The sequence below is a fragment of the Paenibacillus sp. FSL k6-2145 genome, from assembly GCF_037976585.1.
Lineage (GTDB): Bacteria > Bacillota > Bacilli > Paenibacillales > Paenibacillaceae > Paenibacillus.
In genome coordinates, this window is sequence record NZ_CP150267.1 from 5,054,691 (window position 1) to 5,075,524 (window position 20,834).

Genomic DNA, 20,834 nt, shown 5'->3' on the forward strand with positions numbered 1-20,834 from the left:
CAAGAACTGAAACGAGAGTCTGCCGAGCGTACCCCGGAGCATAGAAAGTATGCAAAGCTCCGGGATACGCTCGGCAACGAGATTAGATGCAATCAGCTAGAAGATCCTCTCCGTACAAATCCAATGATCCTACTAGATCACAGTGTACACAGGCTTCTCGTTTACAAAACGAACAGACAATTCGGGAAAACGTTCTGCCAACCTGTCTGCTAATAGCTTCATTCCCGAAGCCTCGCTCTCTGCATGCCCCATCATGATCAGTGCCTTGGACTTGCCTTGTTGCACAGCATCACGGATATATTCCGGTGTCTCCCATTCGAATCCTTCACCCGCGATGATGAGATCCAATTGCTCATTCTGAATCAAGGGAATCGTCACATGTCCATTACCACGAAAACCTACCAGTACCGCTGCGCGTCTACAGACTATTTCCGCATTGCCTGCTATGCGTACATATTCTATGCCCAGGGAACTTTTCATATGGTGAGCAATAGCTTCAACGGTGCTTCCTTCCGGAAAAGAAAGGATGTCTGCTTCTGGTATTCGTTGCTCCACATAAGAGGACCACCCCAAGGCCTGAATCAGTCCTTCGGTAATGCCATCCGGTTGGAAGCGGTGGATGATATCATGACATCGATAGATGGAAATGCCTGCTTCGTCGATCAACTTTCTTTTGTCCATATAAACCGAATCATTTGCAAGCCAATCGGTATGACTGTGATGGTTATAAAACGGAGATTCATGCGCAATGATTAAGTTAGCACCTTGCTGTATGGCTTGTTCAATCACATATTGTGTGGGCATAAAAGCTATGATAATTCCTGTGACCTTACGATCAAGTGAGCCAGTAATGAGCTGATCCACCGTGTTTTCCGGCAGTGCAATGTTATCTACGAGATGAAGTACAACGTCTTGAACAGTAAGATCCATAGAATGCATTCCTCCAATGACAGGATATAAAAACAGTGTACCATGTTGACATCTGAAATCTACTGTCTTCCAGATTATAGGGGTCATTTTTATGGTTTTCGGTTAATACTAAAACATGCAGATAACAGTTAGGTAAGATAACAACGGAGAAAAGTGTTAACTATGTACAGATGTTGGATTCGTATAGTTTTCTCAAACAAGAATAAGTATACTTACATAGAGTCTGTATTGCATTTAAATGGAGCTGTTTGCAACAAACCGGTTTCTATTTCAAATATATACTGAGATTCAGTTGAGGATAAGCACTCATATGCAACAACAGAACAGATTGTGAAAGGGGATAACTACGATGACAGCAACAAATATTATGGAACGTCTGAAGAGCGAGACAGCTCATTACCACAGACAAGTAGAACAGAACCCTTATGCAAAAGCCATTATGAATCAAACTGTGACTATAGAAGAATATAAAACATATTTAGAAAAGTTTTATGGATTCCTCAAGCCGCTGGAGGATCAGGCTGTACAGCAGCCTTTCTGGGGAAGTACGGGATTGGATATCGAGATTAGAGGCAAGGCTGGACTACTGGAGAAAGATCTGCGCAATCTTGGTGCAAGTGAAGAAGAAATCAGCCAACTTCCACTTTGCAAAGAACTTCCGGATATTTCGACACCTGCCCGTTTGTTTGGATACCTGTATGTAATTGAGGGGTCCACGAACGGTGGACAGATCATGACCAAACGTTTGTCGCAGTTCCTGTCCATTGAAGCTGATCGTGGATTGGAATATTTCAATGCCTACGGCACAGAGACTAGAACAAGATGGAGCGAGTTTATGGGTTTGTTGCAGCAGTCCATCAGTACTCCAGAAGATCATGACAACATGGTACACAGTGCATCAGAGACATTCCGACTGCTGGATCAGTGGATTAATACGGACAAGTAACATCCCTTTTCATCAACCTGAACGCCTGTAGGGCAGACTTTTTTCATATATTAAAAGGTATCTATATAAGTTGAACTTATACATTTACACCTAACGGAGAGGACAGAAAAAAACCTGAAAAAGCGAAGCGTGCGCCTTTATAACCGGATTTTTCCCTTTAGAAAAGGGAATCGATAAAATTTGGGGATAACAGCGATTGGAAGGTTATTCTGTCATCGTAGTGCAATGTAAATAATCATTAGTTCAACTTATATAACATCATGAGAGGGGATTTTCCTGGCCATGGCCGAACCGAAGTCCAAGAAAGAACAAAATTTGTTGAACCGCACGTTGCTTCATCAGGGAACATACACAAATGATCCGATAGATCTGAATAACTGTGATAAAGAACCAATTCATATCCCCGGCTTTATTCAACCTCATGGTGTTCTTTTGGCCATTAATACCAGTCTTACGCCAACCATTGTTCAGTGTAGCCAAAATACGGAGGACCATCTGGGTATTGCCTATGAGGATGTTCTGGGCATGCCTTTGGAAAATCTGATTGGTAAGGAAGAAGTAAGCAAACTGTTGGGTAGCAGCTTCAATGCGGATGTAACCTCTGATTTGCATTACATGGATCTGACCATTAAGGTATCCGGTGAGGACCGGGTCTTCTCCTCTGTTCTTCATGAAAGTGAAGGGCTGCTCATTCTGGAGATTGAGCCTTTTTATGAAAAAGAGGGCGTGGAGACTACCGACTTTGAGTGGATATCCCGATTCTTCGGTCGGATCAAAAGTACAGATAGTCGCGTGGAAGCAAGTCAGATTGCGGCTGAACAGGTGAAGGAAATGCTCGGTTATGACCGAGTGATGATCTATGAGTTTGACGAGCAATGGAATGGTAAAGTAATTGCTGAAGCGCGTGAACAAGAACTCGAACCATTCCTTGGCCATCACTATCCGGCTTCGGATATTCCCAAGCAGGCTCGGGAATTGTATCTTCGCAATTGGTTGCGAACCATTGTGAATGTCAATTATAAACCCGTGGAGATTGTGCCTACGCTTCAACCGCTCACTGGCAAACCGCTGAATTTGAGTCTTTCAGTTCTGCGCAGTGTATCTCCGCTTCATATCGAATATTTGCATAATATGGGTGTAGGTGCGACTGTAACGATCTCTCTCATTCATAACAATCAGCTGTGGGGACTCATTACATGCCATCATTATTCGGCTAGATATGTGCCCCATCGCGTACGGAATCTGTGCAATTTCCTGGGCGCGTTCTTCTCGAATGAATTGTTTCAGCGTCAGCAACTCGATGATTATCAATCGGAGATTCAATCACGTGAAGCCGCTTCACGAATTGCCAACATTTTTATCGGTAACACAAGTCCTGCCCGAGTACTTGAGGAATTACAGGGAGAAGAAGAGACGGTGCTGAATCTGATGGGTGCTGCCGGAGCAGCAATCTGTTACCAGGACAAGTTGTTGTTGTATGGTGAAACGCCAAACAGTGGACAGATTCGTGAACTGGCAGGTTGGCTTGCAGGAAAGTCCGAGGATTATAGTTATCATACGTCGAAACTGAGTGCAGAGTATGAAACATCCAAAGCTTATCAGGATAAGGCTTCCGGGGTTATTTATGTTGCCATTTCGCCTGGACAGCATAACTACATGCTCTGGTTCCGACCTGAGGTCGTACAGGTTGTCGATTGGGCGGGTGACCCCGCGAAGGCAGTGCTAAAGACAGATGATGGCATGCGGTTATCTCCGCGTAAATCATTCGAGAAATGGCGTGAGGTTGTAAAATCAACTTCGTATCCTTGGACATCCAAAGAGCTTAGCGTGTTACCTTTACTCAAAACCATTGTACGTCGGCAGACAGAGAACCAGTTGGTTCAGGCCGAAGAACAGGCGCTGCAGAATGCTCGTATTTTGCGACAAAATGAACAGCGTTATTTGCAGTTAATGGATTACTCGCCCGTGGCATTTTTTACTTTGACTGACGGTCAGATTATCTACTGTAATACAAAGGCATCCGAGCTGCTCGGGTTCGAGAGTTCCAAAGACCTGATGGGCAAGGACTTCAGGGCGTTTGTACCTGAGCAAACGAGAGTGACGTTACAACAGAATTTTGAGGAATTAAAGCACAATAACACAAGTTTGATTACCAGCCAGTCCTATTTCACCACAGCGGCAGGTACCTCATTGTTGCTTGAAATTACACTTGCTTCTGTTACGCACGCGGGTAAGCCTTCTGTGATGGTCCTATTGCACAGCGGCGCGTCCCACCATGAACAGGACAATTACACTGAAACAACGAGCCAGCTTCAGAACTATCTGACGACAGATCCGTTAACGGATATGCCGATTCAGACGGTGTTCAAGTCACAGCTTCAAGCTGACTGGGATGACTGTTTACAGGAAAAATGCAGTCTGGGACTGCTCATTATAGATATTGATGATTTCCGTTCGTATAATGCTGCATATGGCCTTCAAGGAGGCGACCTGTGTCTGCAATGGATCGGTGAGGTGCTTACGGTGGTTAGCGAACAGCATCATGCCTTGATCTCTCGTCTTCGTGGAGGCACATTCATGTTAAAATTGAAGAGCACAACGTCTGATTATGCAGGAGAACTTGCTGAAGAGATTAGACAGCACGTGCTGGCTCTCCAGATTCAAAGGGAATCATCCGGTCCGAGTGGAATCGTCACAGTTAGTGTCGGTGGTGCAGTAATGGTGCCAGATGAGCATTCCAATGCATCCGATCTGATCGAAAAAGCCAGTCGGGCGTTGGTACAAGCCAAAAGTGAAGGGAAAAACCGGGCAATTGTCGTGTAATTACGCCTGTGCAACGTTCGATTTGAAACGATACTTTCATTATTTGTGAAAAAGTTAAAAATACATGATGAAAAGAGGGCAGAAATGCCTTCTTTTTTGTGTCCAAGAATGTCTAAATTTCGTCACCGCAGACACAGGACAAGTGATATAATGATCCCTATGGATACACTTGTTCGTATTCTGTCTTGGAGGAGGGTGAGATAACGTTCTATGAAAGACAACTCAAGACAATTGGAATTTATGGAGATAGATCTGAGTGAAGAACCTGAAACAGCAGCAGTTCCGGTTCCTGATCGTTCAACCATTGTGCAGTCTGCACATGATACGATGCAGCATCGTGGAGGCATATTATCCTCAGAGAAACGTTTTGTGGAGGAAGCAAAGCAGTGGGCAGAGATGGAGGGTGATGTATCCCCGTGGGTTCCCTTTATGAGTTACTGGCCAACGTATGGCGTGATGAATGAAGCCCAGCGCAAGTGGTATATGTTTTGGAGGAAGGAAGTACGTCAGGGGAGATACCCGGATACCGATCTGTCCTATCTATTTGTTCATATCTACGAATTAATTAACGGCATTGGCTGGCAGAATCCTCAGGATGGTTATGATCAATTGAAGCAGCTATGGGTGAACTACCGTGAACGGTTGCCCCAATTAAATATATATATGCAAGAGTGGATGGTCGATTATGTGCTGGTCCATCAGATGGAGAGGTCCTTATCCGAGGTTATGGGCCTTTCGGGCGGATACCTGCCAGCAGAGATGCTGGATAGGGAGCTGCAACGTATTTTACAGGATAAGGTATCGGATATCTCGCTGAATATGCTGCAAAGATACTATGATTACGATATTACACTCAGTAAATTTTATAGAGATGGCGGCAAAGAAGTGATGGAGCAGTACATCCCGCGCGTCATGGCCTTGGTTGATTCGTACCTGGAATGTACGCGACAAGTTGGACTGTTGCCTGAGTGTGATCCTAACGATGAACGCACCATGGAGCGCATTCTGTTTCGCAAAGCAGTCTATGATGATTCGATCTATGGAAGATCGGTATCTTTCAGATATATGCCCATAGGTGAACAGGCTGAATTTGTGCAGATGGTTACGCGGATCTATCGATGTACTGAAAATAAACTTCGTGAACTGCTCGGATTCAGAGGCCGATTGCGAGGACAGACTCTTGAACCCGAACTTGCGAATCTGATTGAGCGTTACCTGGACAGAGCATATGCGATCGAGCAGGCGGAGTCTGTGGAACAACCGATGATTCGGATTGATACAGAGAAATTGGCATCGTTACAGCAAGAAAGTGAATACGTGCGATTGGCGCTTACAATTGAGGATGATCACCCTTCTGAAGTGAAGGGTGAAGAGGTTAACAGCGCAAATGTTGCAAGTATTTCAGTAGATGCGCTAGAAGCAAGGGATGAGATCACTCCAACTGAAGATTCCATAGAGCCAGATCCATCTGCAGTAGAGATTGCAACAAGAGTGTCAGCAGAATCGATTGAGTTGCAGTGGGACGAGTCTGCTGAGGCTGATCTGGATGAAGAATGGCTGCTTTTTGCCAAGGAACTATCCCCTCAGCAGGTACAAACGATTCATGTTCTACTTGGTGCAAGTCCAGATACGGAGCTGATGCGTCTGGCTGAGCAATATGGAACGATGCCTACGCTTCTGCTGGATGAAATTAATGATGTGGCTATGGAAACGATCGGTGATCTTCTGATTGATGCTGATCGGATTGCTCCTGATTATATAGATGTGTTCGAACATGTGAAGAGGTGATATTCAGTGACAGAACTTAAAATACCAAAGCGGCTGACCACTGCACTTGTAAATTCATTGACAGCTGGTGTTGTCCCGAGAATTGGACTGGAGCAGATTGCCGTTGGCCGGAAACCGGAAGTGGAAGCCATTTTGCGGGATATGGACAATATTGCGGAGGGTGGAGCAGCGTTTAAACTCATTACGGGTCGTTACGGCAGCGGTAAAAGTTTTCTTTTGCAGATGATTCGTAATTATGCGATGGATCGCGAATTTGTTGTGGCAGATGCCGATCTGTCACCAGAGCGACGATTGGTGGGTACCAAAGGTCAGGGACTTGCCACATACCGCGAACTGATGACTCGTCTGTCTACACGCACACGCCCGGATGGGGGAGCATTGGAGCCGATTTTGCAAAAATGGATCGCCGGGTTGCAACAATCCACGATGCAAAGTCAGAACCTGCGCCCGGATGATCCGGCTCTGCCGCTGGAAGTAGAGAAGCAGATCTATGCGGTGACGGGAGAGATGCAGAATCTGGTTCACGGCTTTGATTTTGCCAAGGTACTGGCTTCCTATTGGAATGGGTACAAGCTCGCTGATGATGATCGCAAACAGGCGGCACTTCGCTGGCTTCGAGGAGAATTTGCAACCAAAACGGAAGCAAAAAAAGAACTGGCTGTTGGTGTAATCATTGACGATGACAACTGGTATGACTACTTCAAATTATGGTCTGAATTCACAGCGTGCATTGGTTACAAAGGATTACTGTTGTTCATTGATGAAGCGGTGAATCTGTACAAAATTACAAACAGCGTCTCACGTCAAAGCAACTATGAGAAATTGCTGACGATGTTTAATGATACGATGCAGGGCAAGGCAGAGCACCTGGGCATATTTGTGGGCGGTACGCCGCAATTTGTGGAGGATGAACGGCGTGGACTATACAGCTATGAAGCGCTTCGCTCCAGGCTTATTGATGGTCGTTATGCAGCCAAAGCGTATGCAAATTATACGGGCCCGATCCTGAAGCTGGCGATGTTATCGCATGAAGAGATTCTAATTCTGCTCCAGAAGCTGCGGCAGATTCATGCCCTGCATTTTGGATACAGTGCAAGTCTGACGGATGAACAATTGGTTGATTTTATGCAAACGGCGGTGAATCGACTGGGGGCGGATGAATTGCTGACCACGCGTGAAGTGGTACGGGACTTTATGGATGTACTGCATACGCTCCACCAGAATCCCGAAGTGACATATACTCAATTACTTGGCGAGCGGGCTGTCAAACCTCAGGAAACGGATAAAGGGCCAGATGCTTCCGCAAATACGGATGATCTGGACGATTTCCTGGCGGAGTTTGAATTATGAGTGAGAATCCGTTCTATCGATTGGCACCATTCGTTCAGGAATTTATATATAAAAAAAGATGGGAATCGCTTCGGCCTGCTCAGATTGAGGCCTGCAATATCTGTTTTCATACTCCGCATCATATGCTGATTGCGGCAGGCACAGCCTCCGGCAAAACGGAGGCGGCTTTTTTTCCTGCATTGACCGAGCTGTATGAACGGCCTTCAAAATCGGTTGGCATTTTGTACATTGGACCGCTGAAAGCCCTGATTAACGACCAATTCGAACGTCTTAAGGATCTGTTATCCGAAGGAAATATTCCGGTTTGGCATTGGCACGGGGATGTGCCTCAGGCGGAGAAAACAAAACTGATGAAAAATCCGTCCGGTGTGCTCCAGATAACGCCAGAATCGCTGGAAGGTCTGCTCATGAATCGACCGAATGCAATCCCGGCGCTGTTTCATGACTTGCGATATGTCATCATCGATGAGGTGCATGCTTTCATGGGAGCGGATCGGGGCATTCAAGTACTCAGCGAACTTGCCAGAATCGAGCGTATGGCTGGCTGTGCACCGCGAAGAGTGGGCTTGTCCGCTACACTTAGTGACTATGATGCGGCTACATCTTGGCTTGCTGCCGGAACGCAGCAGGGGGTGGATGTAGTCTCTTCCCCGGGCGGTCGCAAGCTGCGACTGCGGGTGGAACATTTCTCTTTTCCAGATGCGCAGGACGAGGAGCAGGCGGAGCAGCTTCATAACGCACGCAAAGCCTACTACGACTTCATTTATGAGAGCACACATCGTAAAAAAGCGTTGATCTTCACCAACAGCCGTACCGATGCAGAAGTCACCATTCTTGAGATGCGGCGGGTCGCGGCTCGCAGGGAGGAACGTGATGTGTTCCATGTTCATCATGGAAGTATCTCCGCCATGCTGAGGGAAGAGACGGAAGCTGCCCTACGCACTGGATCAGGGCCCGCGGTTGCTGCGGCAACGGTCACGCTTGAACTGGGCATCGATCTGGGCGAACTGGAACGTGTGGTTCAGCTTGGTGCACCGTATAGTGCGTCCAGCTTTGTACAGCGTCTGGGACGTTCAGGAAGACGAGAGGACATGGCATCAGAGATGCTTTTTGTATGTCCGGAGGAAGAGGATGAGGAAGCGCAATTGCCAGCACGTATGCCGTGGACGTTGATGCGTGCGATTGCTGTTATCGAACTATATGTAAAAACCAAGTGGGTCGAGCCGCTTGAAGCCCGCAAAATGCCCATAGGTGTACTTTATCATCAGACGATGAGCATGTTGAAAAGTATGGGGGAGGCGGAGCCGAGAGATCTTGCAGAAGCCATCCTTTCGCTGGCTCCCTTTGCGTTGATAAGACCTGATCAATATCAGGTTTTCCTGAATTACCTCATTGAGACGGATCACCTGCAATGGACAGAAGATCGAACATTGATTATCGGTCTGACAGGTGAAAAAATCGTGAATAATTATCGCTTCTACGCGGTGTTTAAGGACGATGAGGAACATAAAGTGCTGAACGGCTCGGAAGAGATTGGTTCGATTACAACCGTACCCCCACCTGGCTATTGCTTCTCGCTCGCAGGTAAACTGTGGAAAGTGGAAGAGGTCGATCATAAGCACAAGGCTGTGTATGTGAAGTCTGCAAAAGGTAAAGTAGATACGCTATGGCTTGGAGCGGGAGGAGATATTCATACGTCGGTGGTACAGAAAATGCGTGAAGTGTTGTCCGACTCAGTGATCTATCCCTACCTGTCACCACAAGCCGTCAATCGACTTGAACGGGCACGCCGCTTAGCTCGTGAAAGTGGACTGTTGAAGCAGGTTGTCATTCCGGCAGGGGGAGATTCGATGTACGTTCTTCCTTGGGTGGGAAGTAAATCATTCCGTACATTGGAGCGCCTGATGAAGCATAATCTGTCCAAGAAACTTGCCTTGCGTTCGGTTGTGCCCATGGAGCCCTATTATTTTGTGGTGTCCGGCAAGATCGATGAACGAACATTGTTAGCCGAGATTATGAGTGAGTGTCGGACGGCCGAAGACGCATCTGCGTTACTGGCTGAAGATGAAGCGCCTTATCTGGGCAAGTATGATGAATTCGTCGCGCCGCCTTTGATCCGTGAGGCTTTTGCCGTGGATGGGCTGGATCTGGATGGATTGAAGGAAGGTTTACAGCAAACATTGGAGTGGGACTTCTCAAGCTCCAATCGGACATGACGTTTTTACGTAATCAGTGTGTGTGAAGAATGGTACAGCAATCGAAGCGACTCGGTGTAATAATGTAGTTTAACTTTTTATGCGGAATAGGGTTGACACCATCTCACCTCCCATGTAATATATGAAAAGTCGTCACACACGAATTACATCAAATTGCATATATCATTTCGTATAACCTCGCAGGCCGAAAGTGTACACAGGGCGAGGGTCTCTACGGGAAGCCTATACTTCCTAACTACGATGCCAAGGAATCAATGTATTCCTTGCTCGTAGTTAGGATTTTTTGCATTTAGATGGTGTCTGTGACCTTGGCATGAACCAACATGCGGGCGTATTTTTCTTATCATCAGGAGGTTTATTCACAAATGAAATATTATCTGTCCGTTCTCGCGGGAGCGATGAGTTATGGCATATTATCCACGATTGTGGTTCTGGCGTATGGCGAAGGATATAAACTTGGAGAGGTTGTCGGAACACAGCTGATAACGGGTTTTCTTCTTTCCTGGATGCTGGCGCTATACACAAGATTTAGAACCAAACGCAAGTCACAGGCAAATGGCAAAACATCAGGAGCCGTGGCACAGGTATTCAAACGGTTGACGTGGAAACAACGTCTGTTATTGATGGCTGCCGGAACACCAACGGTAATTACAGGTCTCGTGTATTATCAGTCTTTGCGTTATATCCCTGCTTCACTTGCTATTATCCTGTTGTTCCAGTTCACATGGATTAGCGTATTGATTCAGGCGATTAGCAAACGTCAACGTCCAGACAAAGTCACGTTCCTGACGTTGATCATTCTGTTTGGTGGAACCTTACTGGCAGCGGGTTTCCTGGAACAAGGATTGGGTGAGTTCAACGGTCTGGGTATTGCTCTTGGACTAATGGCAGCCGTAAGTTATTCCCTGTTTGTCTTGTTCAGCGGTAAAGCGGTTCCTTCAGCGCATCCAGCCTTCCGCAGTGCGTGGATGGTTACAGGCGGTTTGATCCTCCTGTGCATTTTGTTCCCGCCGACATTCCTCTTTAACGGATTGATCTGGAGCCAGTTGCTTGTATTTGGATTGCTGCTTGGATTCTTCGGGGCCTTCATTCCACCAGTATTGTTCGCTATCGGCGTTCCGCATATTGGTGGTGACATGGCCGGAATATTGGGTGCAGTGGAGCTTCCAATTGCAGTATTGTTATCCTCAATCGTGCTCCATGAGCATGTCAGCGGATTGCAATGGTTCGGAGTTATTATTGTGCTCATTGGTGTAGCCCTGCCAGAGTTGTATAAATTACGTATGAGACGAAGTCGGAATACACCGATCTATTCCTGAGTTATACAAAAAGGGATATTGGGAAGCCTGAACGGGAATAACCGTAGTAAAGCCTGAGAAATCAGGCTTTTTTTATTGAAGGAATACGGCTCAACCACAATAGCCCAGAGGGGTCATTTTCATTGTCATGCGAATCAGGTATGCTTAAAGAATACATCCGTCTGTTGATTGAATATTGATGGGACATCGAATGAGGAGTGTTTATATGAAAAGCTGGTTTGGAAAAACATGGCCTTGGTTAACACTGGGTCTGACCGTTGTTGTACTGCTTGGATCATTTTTGGTTTATTTTATGGGCAAAGACTTATCCCCGGGATCTGGAAGTGCTGTAACTGCACAAGCCGAGACAGCGGAGGATTTGAAGGGATATGAAGTCATTGATGTGGACGTAAGTAACGATGGTTTTGGACCAGACGTTATCGAGGTGAAAGCTGGCGTACCAACCAAAATCAACTTTATTCTGACCCGGTCGGTGACACATGTCAAATCAGTCGGATCACAAAAGCTTGGCATGGATCTATACATGCAAAAGGGACCTAATTATTATACGGTCGATAAAGATCTGCCAAAGGGAGAATATGAGATTCACTGCGGTATGTATATGATATACGCAACGATTAAGGTCGTATAAGCAGAAGGAGCAAGGTTTCGGGTCACCGAGCTTTGCTCCTTTTTTTGGTGCGTGATATCATGAGAAAGTGGGTGAAATCGATCAGGAGGTGGCGAAAATGAAAGCGCTATTTATTGGAGGGACAGGCACCATCAGTACGGCCATTACGGAGATGCTTGCACGGCAAGGCTGTGAACTGTATCTGATTAATCGAGGCAATCATAACCATGACTTACCTAAGGAAGTCAACGTACTTCAAGCGGATATTAATGACGAGCCACGTGTAGCGGAACTGATAGCTGATCTGGAATTTGATGTTGTGGCAGACTTTATCGCTTTTGTACCGTCTCAATTGGAGAGAGATTACCGTTTGTTCAAGGATAAAACAAAGCAGTTTATTTTTATAAGTTCAGCATCAGCGTATCAGACTCCTCTGGCTGATTACCGGATCACGGAAGGTACGCCCTTATCGAATCCATACTGGGAGTATTCTCGCAACAAGATTGCCTGTGAAGACTATCTGATGAAACAATACCGCGAGCACGGATTCCCTGTGACCATCGTGCGTCCGAGCCATACGTATGGTGACAAATCGGTACCTCTCGGTGTTCATGGTGCTCAAGGCAGCTGGCAGGTTATCAAGCGCATACGTGAAGGCAAACCCGTTATCATCCATGGAGATGGCACCTCACTGTGGACCATTACGCACAATACTGATTTTGCCAAAGGGTTTATCGGGCTTATGGGAAATATCCATGCCATTGGTGAATCGGTACATATCACCTCGGACGAATCCGTCACCTGGAATCAGATTCATGAGATTATCGCCGGTGTGTTGGGAGTTAAGCTTCATGCGGTACATGTACCCTCCGAGTTCTTGGCAGCATGCAGTGACCAGGATCTTCGCGGCGGTTTGCTGGGGGACAAAGCCAATACCGTTGTGTTTGACAACAGTAAGCTGAAGCGGCTTGTTCCGGAATTTGTAGCAACGACAAGAGCCGATCAGGGTATTCGAAGTACGATTGAGCACATACTGGCCCATCCTGAATTACAGACCGAAGATCCGGAATTTGATGTATGGTGTGACAAGGTCGTTGGCGCACTGGACGAAGCGTTATTAAAGATCAGAGATGAGAAATGAGAAGTAAGGCGTTCATGATCAAGTGTTTACATTCATGCGCTTAATCGTTATAATCAAGAAAAAATGACACTTGTTAGGGGAGGCACCCCAACTTAGGACATCGTTCCTTTGTTGGGGGGCCTCCCTTTTTTGTGTGCCAAAAAGGAGAGTAGACGTTGAAGAAATCAGGAAAACGTGTGAAGAAACAAGCGGAACAGTTAACCAAAGTGGTACTGGCATTTGCGTTATTATCACCTCAAGCCCTGTTGCTTGAATGGGGTGCAGCCACGGTAATGGCTGAAACGGTTGAAACAATCGGGATTGTATCCGACACGTCCAGCATGAAGGCTGTACAGTCATCCAAGGTGAAAGTAGAGATGAACAGTGATGGCAAATACAGAATTGTATTACTACCAAACACAAATGTATTTTACGGTGGCGATACAGGGAATGTATCTACGATTATCGACCATAATGGATCACCCGTGAACTTCAAAACGTTGCCATTGAATTATTACCGAATTAACAATAATGTGATTGAAATGTCCCGGCAAAAGGACAATGTGGAATATATTTTGCGTGTATCTATCGTTAATGCTACCTCACAAGGTGGGTACATGAAGGTTGAACTGGAAGCTATCAATCGTAGTGGAACGGCACTGAATTTGGGTGGAACATTTTATTGGGATACGATGGTGAATGGCAATGATGCATCTCCGTTTGAAGTCATCGAGAATGGATGGCGCAATTACAGCGGCGGTGTTCAGGTCACGGCTTTTTATGCCAATACGTACAATGTTGTGAATGCAGATCGTATATATATGGGCCAGTACAGCAGTCCAGACAGCGCCCGGCTCACGGGAGGGTCTTCACCTTCAGCGTTCACTCCAGGCCAGACCGTTACGGCGAGTGATACAGCTGCACAATTTTGGTGGGACGCCAAGTCAACAGCAAATCAGGCTTCACGCAAATTTTCAACCATTGTGGGGATTGGCCCCAAAAATGCTCCACCTTCATTTACCTTAACAGCACCCTCTTCGGGTCAAACCTATTACAAAGGCGAGCAACTTCAGATCTCTGGTACAACGCGAGATACGGATGTAGGCGACCAGTTGACCGTGAAATGGTCCATAGATGGTGGGTCCGAGAACATTCTGACCCAGATGACCGCAACGGGTTCTAATCAGTCTTTCAACACCAATTACACTTTGCCTGACACCCTGCCAGATGGCACACACACATTACAAGTATGGGTCATGGATGACAAAGGTGGGGTGTCCTCAGCAGGCACCGTTAACTTTACGGTAAGAAGTTTTGTTGTGCCCGGAACGCCGACATATACATTGGTTAACCCTAATAGCTTGACGGTGAATTGGGATAAGAAGGCGAATGATGCATCCGTTACGTATGAACTGAAGAATATGACGACAAATCAGATCGTGGACACAGGTACATCAAACAGTCGGCAGGTGATTGGGCTTACTCCGAATACCAGTTATTCTTTTGCCGTACGGGCCAAAAATTCAAGTGGTTCCTATACGGGTTACTCCAGTCCAGCTTCCAAGTATACACTGGCCAATCCACCCGCTGCTGCGGCTGTAACACAATCAGGCAACTCCGTTACAGCGAGTTGGAGTAATAATGGAAATCCTGCAGGTACGCATTATAAAACGGAAATACGCAGTCCAGGCGGGCAAGTCCTTGCAACGGGAACAACAACTTCCACACGTACAGCGTTTGCCCTGACCGGACTCGCGGACGGAAAATATGAAGTTTTTGTGGCGGCACTGAATGGTGAAGGGATACAGACCCCATTTATATCCGCTGGAGAGATGATTAAAGATACGACGGGTCCAACTGCTCCGTCTGTTACAGTCACTCCATCCTCATGGACCAAGGAAGATGTTCTCGTTACGGTTGAAGAGGGAAAAGATGCCTTGAGCGGAACTCAAAAGACTGAAGTTAAAGTCGGTCCGACAGGAGAATGGCGTGAATACAGTACTCCGTTTACCGTAAGCAGTGAAGGCAACACAACTGTTATGGCACGCAGTATTGATGCGTTTGGTAATACAGGACAGGAAACGGCTGTGACAGCCAGGGTAGATCGGACGGCACCAACGCCACCTGTTATCTCGTTGAATCCGCCCGAATGGACAAAAGCGGCGGTAATCGTGACATTAACGGAAGGTACGGACGAAGCAAGTGGCATTGGTCTGACACAGTATAAGCTGGGAAGCGAGGGAGAATGGATAGACTACAAGACCCCTATTACACTCAGTGAAGAAGGAATAACGGAGATTTATGCACGAAGTGTAGATCGGGCGTCCAATGTCAGTGCTTCCACTTCGGCAACAGCCAGAATCGACAAGACTGGGCCTGAGCAACCAACGATTACGTTAAGTGAAGAGGATTGGACGAATCAGGATGTAACTTTTGCAATAAACAGTGGTGAAGATGCAGGCAGTGGGCTTGCCAAGAGTCAATATCGACTTAACAAAGAAGGTCCCTGGATCGATTACACGGGCGAAGTGACGGTTACCGATGAGGGAGAAACGATCGTATATGCACGCTCACTTGACCGTGTAGGCAATATAAGCACGTCCGCTCAGGCTACAGTTCGAATCGACACGACAGCTCCAACCGAGCCGGTGATTAGTTTAAGTCCTTCTGGATGGAGTAAAGAACATGTGCAATTCACTATCGCTGGAAGTGTTGATGAACAAGCGATTTCCTATGAATACAGCATGAATGATGCCCCGTATATGACAGGAAATAGCGGTACAGTTAGTACAAACGGCGCAACCACCATTCGAGCCCGAGCAAGAGATACCGTTGGTAATGTGAGCAAGGAAGTGAGTCGAATCGCTTATGTGGATCAGATGGCTCCAACGATTACATTTGCACCAAACGGACATGGCTGGACGGACATGGACATATCCACCACCATTCAATATGCAGATGCCCACTCAGGCATTCAGGAACTGGAACGATTCTATCAAGTTACGAACAGTGCAGAATCACCGGAGCATTGGCTTGAAGCTCGCTCTGACGAGCATAAAATATCCATCGAATCGGAAGGCATATGGTACATCCATGCGAAAACCATGGACAGAGCAGGTAATACATATGAGACAACATCATCCCCTTACCATATTCAACGCAAGCCCCAGCAACCGAATCATGTGAGAATGACACAGATCGCTGAGACATCAGCTGAACTTACAGTGGATTTGCCAACAGGGGAAAGGTATACCAATGGATATCAGTATGAGATAACGAATAAAACGACAGGACAGTCATGGACACTGGACTACCCTAACCACAGTATAATCGATCACTCTCTAAGCGGTGGTCAGGTCTATGAATATGAAGTTAGGGTGAGAAACCATACCGGAGTAAGTGATGCAGTAAGTGCTCAAGTATTAACGATCCCGGCAGCTCCCGGAACGTTGCATGTTCGAAAAGTAGATTCCCAGCCGCATTTGGCCGAAATCCAATTTGATTCAGTACAGGGAGCAGATGCTTACCGCATCATCGCGACTACTTCGGACGGTGCCACCGTATTTGATCAGACGGTATCTGATCCGGGTAGCCTTCCCTACGTCAGCAACCTCGTTCCAGGAACCATTCATAACATTTCGGTAACGGCAATGAATGAAAGTGGCGCAGGTGGTAGCAGTAGGACCGGATTTCTCACACTGCCGGCAATGCCCGGTGAGTTTATGGCCGTTCAGATTCGGGAGCATGATATTTCATTAACGTGGGATACGGTGACTTCTGCAACGTATTATGGTCTTTCGCGTGATGGAACAGCTATATATGAAGGAGAGAAGACAGAGTATCTGGATTCAGGTCTGGATAGTGGCACGGAGTACAGCTATGCGTTGATTGCCGGAAACGAGACAGGACCAGGGCCCTTGGCAGGATTACCTTTGCTCAAGACGTTACCTGGGCAGGTGACCAGCTTACACGTATCGGATGCTTCCACAACGAGCCTTCGTCTGAATTGGGATGCAGTACGAGGAGCCGATCGTTATGAGTTATGGTTGAATGGAGAGAAGTCCGGAACGGTTCCTGTCGGAACCCAAGAATGGGTCTTTGCGGGCCTGGATTCGGGAACATCATATCAACTGGCTGTTCAAGCGGTGAACGGAAGTGGACAAGGGATGCGCAGTTCGGTATCAGGAACAACGCTACCGGAGAGCCCATCGGGACTTCACGCTGTTCAAGTAACTGAACAGGGAGCGATCTTGAGCTGGGAGCCTGTCGTTGGGGCAACGAAATATCGGGTGGTCATCGATGGACAGAGCCATGAGATATCAGATACACAACTCGCAGTTCAGCATCTGTCAAGCAGTCGTGAGTATACCTATGAAGTACAGGCGGGCAATGCTGCCGGGTACGGTGCATCCACCAGTAGTACAATTCTTACGCTACCTAGCAGGCCGGAAGGACTGAATGTCAATTGGACTGGTGAAACAAGTATGGGACTTGCATGGCAAGCGGTAGATACGGCGAATCTCTATATTGTGAGAATCAATGGAACAGAAGTAGGCAGAACATCAGAACTGACCTACACGGCTGAGGGATTGTTGCCAGGTACAGAGTACGTTTTGGAAGTTCAGGCTGCGAATGCTTCTGGTTCCGGTGAGAGAGCGCAGCTCATCCGATTGTCCAAACCGGTATCGCCTACCGAAGTACTTGTTGATCCAGGAGTACATCGGGCAAAAGTTTCCTGGTCTGAGGTGGAAGGTGCCGCTGAATATGTGATTGAGCAAAATGGCAAGGAGATTTATAGGGGCATTGAGAATGAAGCAACGATTACCGGTCTACAGGATGGGACGTGGCATCACTATCAACTATGGGCGATCAACAGACAGGAGACTCGTTCTGAAGCGACGGAAGTATCTCTGCTGACTTTGCCTCAGAAACCCGATAAGGTTCCAGTATATGATGTGGCAAAAAACAGCCTAGGTCTGGATTTCAGTAACACTGGTGTCCAAGGGGCAGATCATTATGTCATTGAAAGGGATGGAATAGAGATCACTCAGATGGATTCAAGTGAAACCCATTTCGTAGACAAGAATCTGTTGCCAGGAACGAAATACACTTATGTGATTCGGGCAGTTAATGCGAGTGGAACGAGTGCGCCGCTTACTTTTGGTATAATGACTCGAACTTTGCCATTGGTTGCAGAAGATATCACAGTGAAAGCCGGAACACATGCGGTGGATCTGGCTTGGGATGTTGTTAAGGGAGCGGCTGCATATGAGATTCGTAATCGGATAACGGGAGATGTACAGAGCGTGTCTGAACCGTCTGTACATCTCAATAGCATGCTGGATGGCACAGTGTATGAATTCGAACTTGTTGCGATTAATGAAGATGGTCATCGGTCTGAACCTATTCAGATTCAGGTTTTAACGAAGCCCATCTCACCTCAGACGGCAGGCATAACACACATCACAGATCAGACTGCGGTACTGGACCTGACTGGAAGCTCCACACGGGGAGCAGAGCAATTCGTCATTATGCGGGATGGTGTTGAAGTCGCTAAGGTTCCAGCAGATCAAGCTTCATTTGAAGATAATGGACTGACACCAGGCGAGCATTACACGTATACCATCAAAACATCAAATGCAGCGGGGGAGAGTGATTCCGGTTTCGAAGTTCACTTGCGGACGTTGCCCGCGACTATTGATGAACCTTTACATGCAAGCATGATTGGGGAAAAGGAGGGATTGATCTCTTGGCCAAAGGTGCAAGGTGCGGAGGGATATACCATACGTATCGGAGATCAGATGTTCACCACTATAGAAGAAGGGGATATCACAGAGGTGAAATTAACTCATTTGGAGAGTGCAACCCGATATGATCAGGTACAGATTATTCCTTATAATACGGCTGGTTCAGGAAGCCCAATGACCGTGACTCCTTTTTACACCGTGCCTCATGTGGATTCACTGGAAATGAAGATATACCCCGAGACAGATCACGCCAAACTGGAATGGGACTTCCCATTTGGGAACGAAACATTTGTTGTATTGCTGGATGGTACAGAAGTATACCGAGGCAAACAAAAAGAGTTTATTATTGATCAACTGGATGCAGGTAAGCAGTACCCGATTCAAATCTACACAGAGAATGATCAGGGAGATACATCGGAGAAGCTCATGTATTCTGTCCTGACCAAGCCAGCAGCTCCGGTCAAAGTGGAGTATCATTCGGCGAAGGACCACATTCGTCTTATATTGGAACAGAGCCGGGTCGAAGGTGCCGAGTTGTTTATCATTGAACGGGATGGTGTGGAGGTTGCTCGTATTCCTGCAGATGAACTGTTCTATGACGACAAGGAACTCGAACCGGGCGTGAACTATACCTATACAGTGAAGACCATGAATGCGTCGGGCAGTAGTGATGGTGGTTATTACCTTCATGCAATGACTTTGCCCGGTAGTGCTGCTTCACCTCCTGTAGTAGAGGGACGTTCCATGTATGGTGCAGACATCGTATGGGAACTGATTCCCGGTGCTGCGGGTTATCGAATCTATCGAAATGAAGAGCTTGTGGGAACAACAACGGAGACATCAATACATGTGTCTGAATTAATCAGTGCAGAGCGTTATACTGACTTTGCAATCATTCCATTTAATGAGGCAGGGGAGGGTGAGGCACTCCAGGTTCCGGAATTCGAGACGTTGCCTTCCGAGGAACTGACAGTAGCAGCCATAGCGCAAGGTACTAATACGATTAAGCTAACTTGGGAACTGGATTCCATGAATGAGGTGATTGTGATCACCCATAAAGATCGTGAGATCTACCGTGGCACCGAGCGTAGTCATGTATGGTCAGGGCTGAATGCCGAGCAGCATTATGAGGTGGAAGTATGGACGGAGAATTCAGCAGGTGAGAAAAGTGAAAGCAAACGGGCCGCAGCCATGACTTTTCCGTATCCACCATCCGCTTGGAGCGGTAGTGGTACAGCTTCAAATCCAGCAGGTACTTCGGTAAAAGCCGATGAGGTGAGTTCACAACCTGAACCTTCTGATGAGCAACCTGAGTTACCTGCGAAAAAAAATATCAAATTTATTGATATCAGCCAAACATTCAATAAAGACCAGATCACCTGGCTGGCGGAACAAAATATCATTCAAGGTGTAAGTGAAACTCGCTTCGAACCACGCCGTCCGATCACGCGTGCAGAGTTCACCGCATTGATCGTGCGTTTGATGGGTGTGGACACAATGGTTAATGAACACCATGGATTTCAGGATGTAAACGATGATGATTGGTTCGCTCCTGAGATTAAGGCAGCCGTTCATCATGAGATGGTTCAAGGGATGGGGAACGGCAAATTCGCTCCGTATGCACTGGTAACACGTGAACAGGCATCTAAGATTATAGCAAATGTTGTTCGTAAAATCAGACCGGAACCGCTTACTTCCCCAAGAGCGTTTACCGACCAGACTGATGTATCATATTGGGCCCAAGAAGAAGTGCAGGAACTTGCGGGTTTGTACATGATTACCGGATATGAAGATGGCAGCTTCCGTCCCATGCAGCATTTGAGCAGATCCGAAGCTGCAGCGCTGATCTTCCGCTTAAATAAGCTGATTCAAGTCATGGATGAGAACCGTACAGATCAAGTGAAGAAAGCGTCAGCGTTTGATCGTCATATCTAAATTGAATTGATTCTTACATGTGATACTGCAAGCATCGCTAGTAACGACAT

Annotated in this window: 10 protein-coding genes and 1 riboswitch; of the genes, 9 read left to right on the plus strand and 1 reads right to left on the minus strand. The window is 46.9% G+C overall.

Going from position 1 to position 20,834, the window contains the following annotated elements:
* Nucleotides 1–132: 132 nt before the first annotated feature.
* Nucleotides 133–930: a Nif3-like dinuclear metal center hexameric protein gene (locus NZ043_RS22595; protein WP_133384565.1), complete on the minus strand. Its 798-nt coding sequence runs from the start codon at nucleotides 928–930 to the stop codon at nucleotides 133–135.
* Nucleotides 931–1,279: 349 nt separating this feature from the next.
* Here NZ043_RS22595 and NZ043_RS22600 point away from each other — a divergent pair, with 349 nt between their 5' ends.
* The 9 genes from NZ043_RS22600 (at nucleotide 1,280) to NZ043_RS22640 (ending at nucleotide 20,784) form a co-directional block, all read left to right on the plus strand.
* On the plus strand, nucleotides 1,280–1,876 hold the full coding sequence (locus tag NZ043_RS22600) for a biliverdin-producing heme oxygenase (protein WP_133384566.1): 597 nt from the start codon (nucleotides 1,280–1,282) through the stop codon (nucleotides 1,874–1,876).
* A gap of 282 nt (nucleotides 1,877–2,158) precedes the next feature.
* Complete coding sequence (locus NZ043_RS22605; RefSeq protein WP_091031131.1) at nucleotides 2,159–4,699, plus strand: diguanylate cyclase; 2,541 nt, start codon at nucleotides 2,159–2,161, stop codon at nucleotides 4,697–4,699.
* A gap of 210 nt (nucleotides 4,700–4,909) precedes the next feature.
* The gene (locus NZ043_RS22610; protein WP_133384567.1) at nucleotides 4,910–6,487 is read left to right on the plus strand and encodes a TerB N-terminal domain-containing protein; all 1,578 of its coding nucleotides are present in this window, start codon (nucleotides 4,910–4,912) and stop codon (nucleotides 6,485–6,487) included.
* 6 nt (nucleotides 6,488–6,493) lie between these two features.
* Nucleotides 6,494–7,837 (plus strand): ATP-binding protein, encoded by a 1,344-nt coding sequence (locus tag NZ043_RS22615; RefSeq protein WP_133384568.1) that lies wholly within the window; start codon nucleotides 6,494–6,496, stop codon nucleotides 7,835–7,837.
* A complete protein-coding gene (locus NZ043_RS22620) occupies nucleotides 7,834–10,053 on the plus strand; it encodes a DEAD/DEAH box helicase (protein WP_091031124.1) in 2,220 nt (739 codons plus the stop codon). Before NZ043_RS22615 ends, NZ043_RS22620 begins: the two co-directional genes overlap by 4 nt.
* 147 nt (nucleotides 10,054–10,200) lie before the next feature.
* Nucleotides 10,201–10,311: riboswitch (purine riboswitch) on the plus strand.
* Nucleotides 10,312–10,418: 107 nt separating this feature from the next.
* Nucleotides 10,419–11,372 (plus strand): DMT family transporter, encoded by a 954-nt coding sequence (locus tag NZ043_RS22625; RefSeq protein WP_091031123.1) that lies wholly within the window; start codon nucleotides 10,419–10,421, stop codon nucleotides 11,370–11,372.
* Between the two features lie 205 nt (nucleotides 11,373–11,577).
* A complete protein-coding gene (locus tag NZ043_RS22630) occupies nucleotides 11,578–12,003 on the plus strand; it encodes a cupredoxin domain-containing protein (protein WP_165980157.1) in 426 nt (141 codons plus the stop codon).
* Between the two features lie 97 nt (nucleotides 12,004–12,100).
* Nucleotides 12,101–13,123 (plus strand): SDR family oxidoreductase, encoded by a 1,023-nt coding sequence (locus NZ043_RS22635; protein WP_133384569.1) that lies wholly within the window; start codon nucleotides 12,101–12,103, stop codon nucleotides 13,121–13,123.
* 155 nt (nucleotides 13,124–13,278) lie between these two features.
* Nucleotides 13,279–20,784, plus strand: coding sequence for a fibronectin type III domain-containing protein (locus NZ043_RS22640; RefSeq protein WP_339309281.1), 7,506 nt, complete (start codon nucleotides 13,279–13,281; stop codon nucleotides 20,782–20,784).
* Nucleotides 20,785–20,834: the final 50 nt, after the last annotated feature.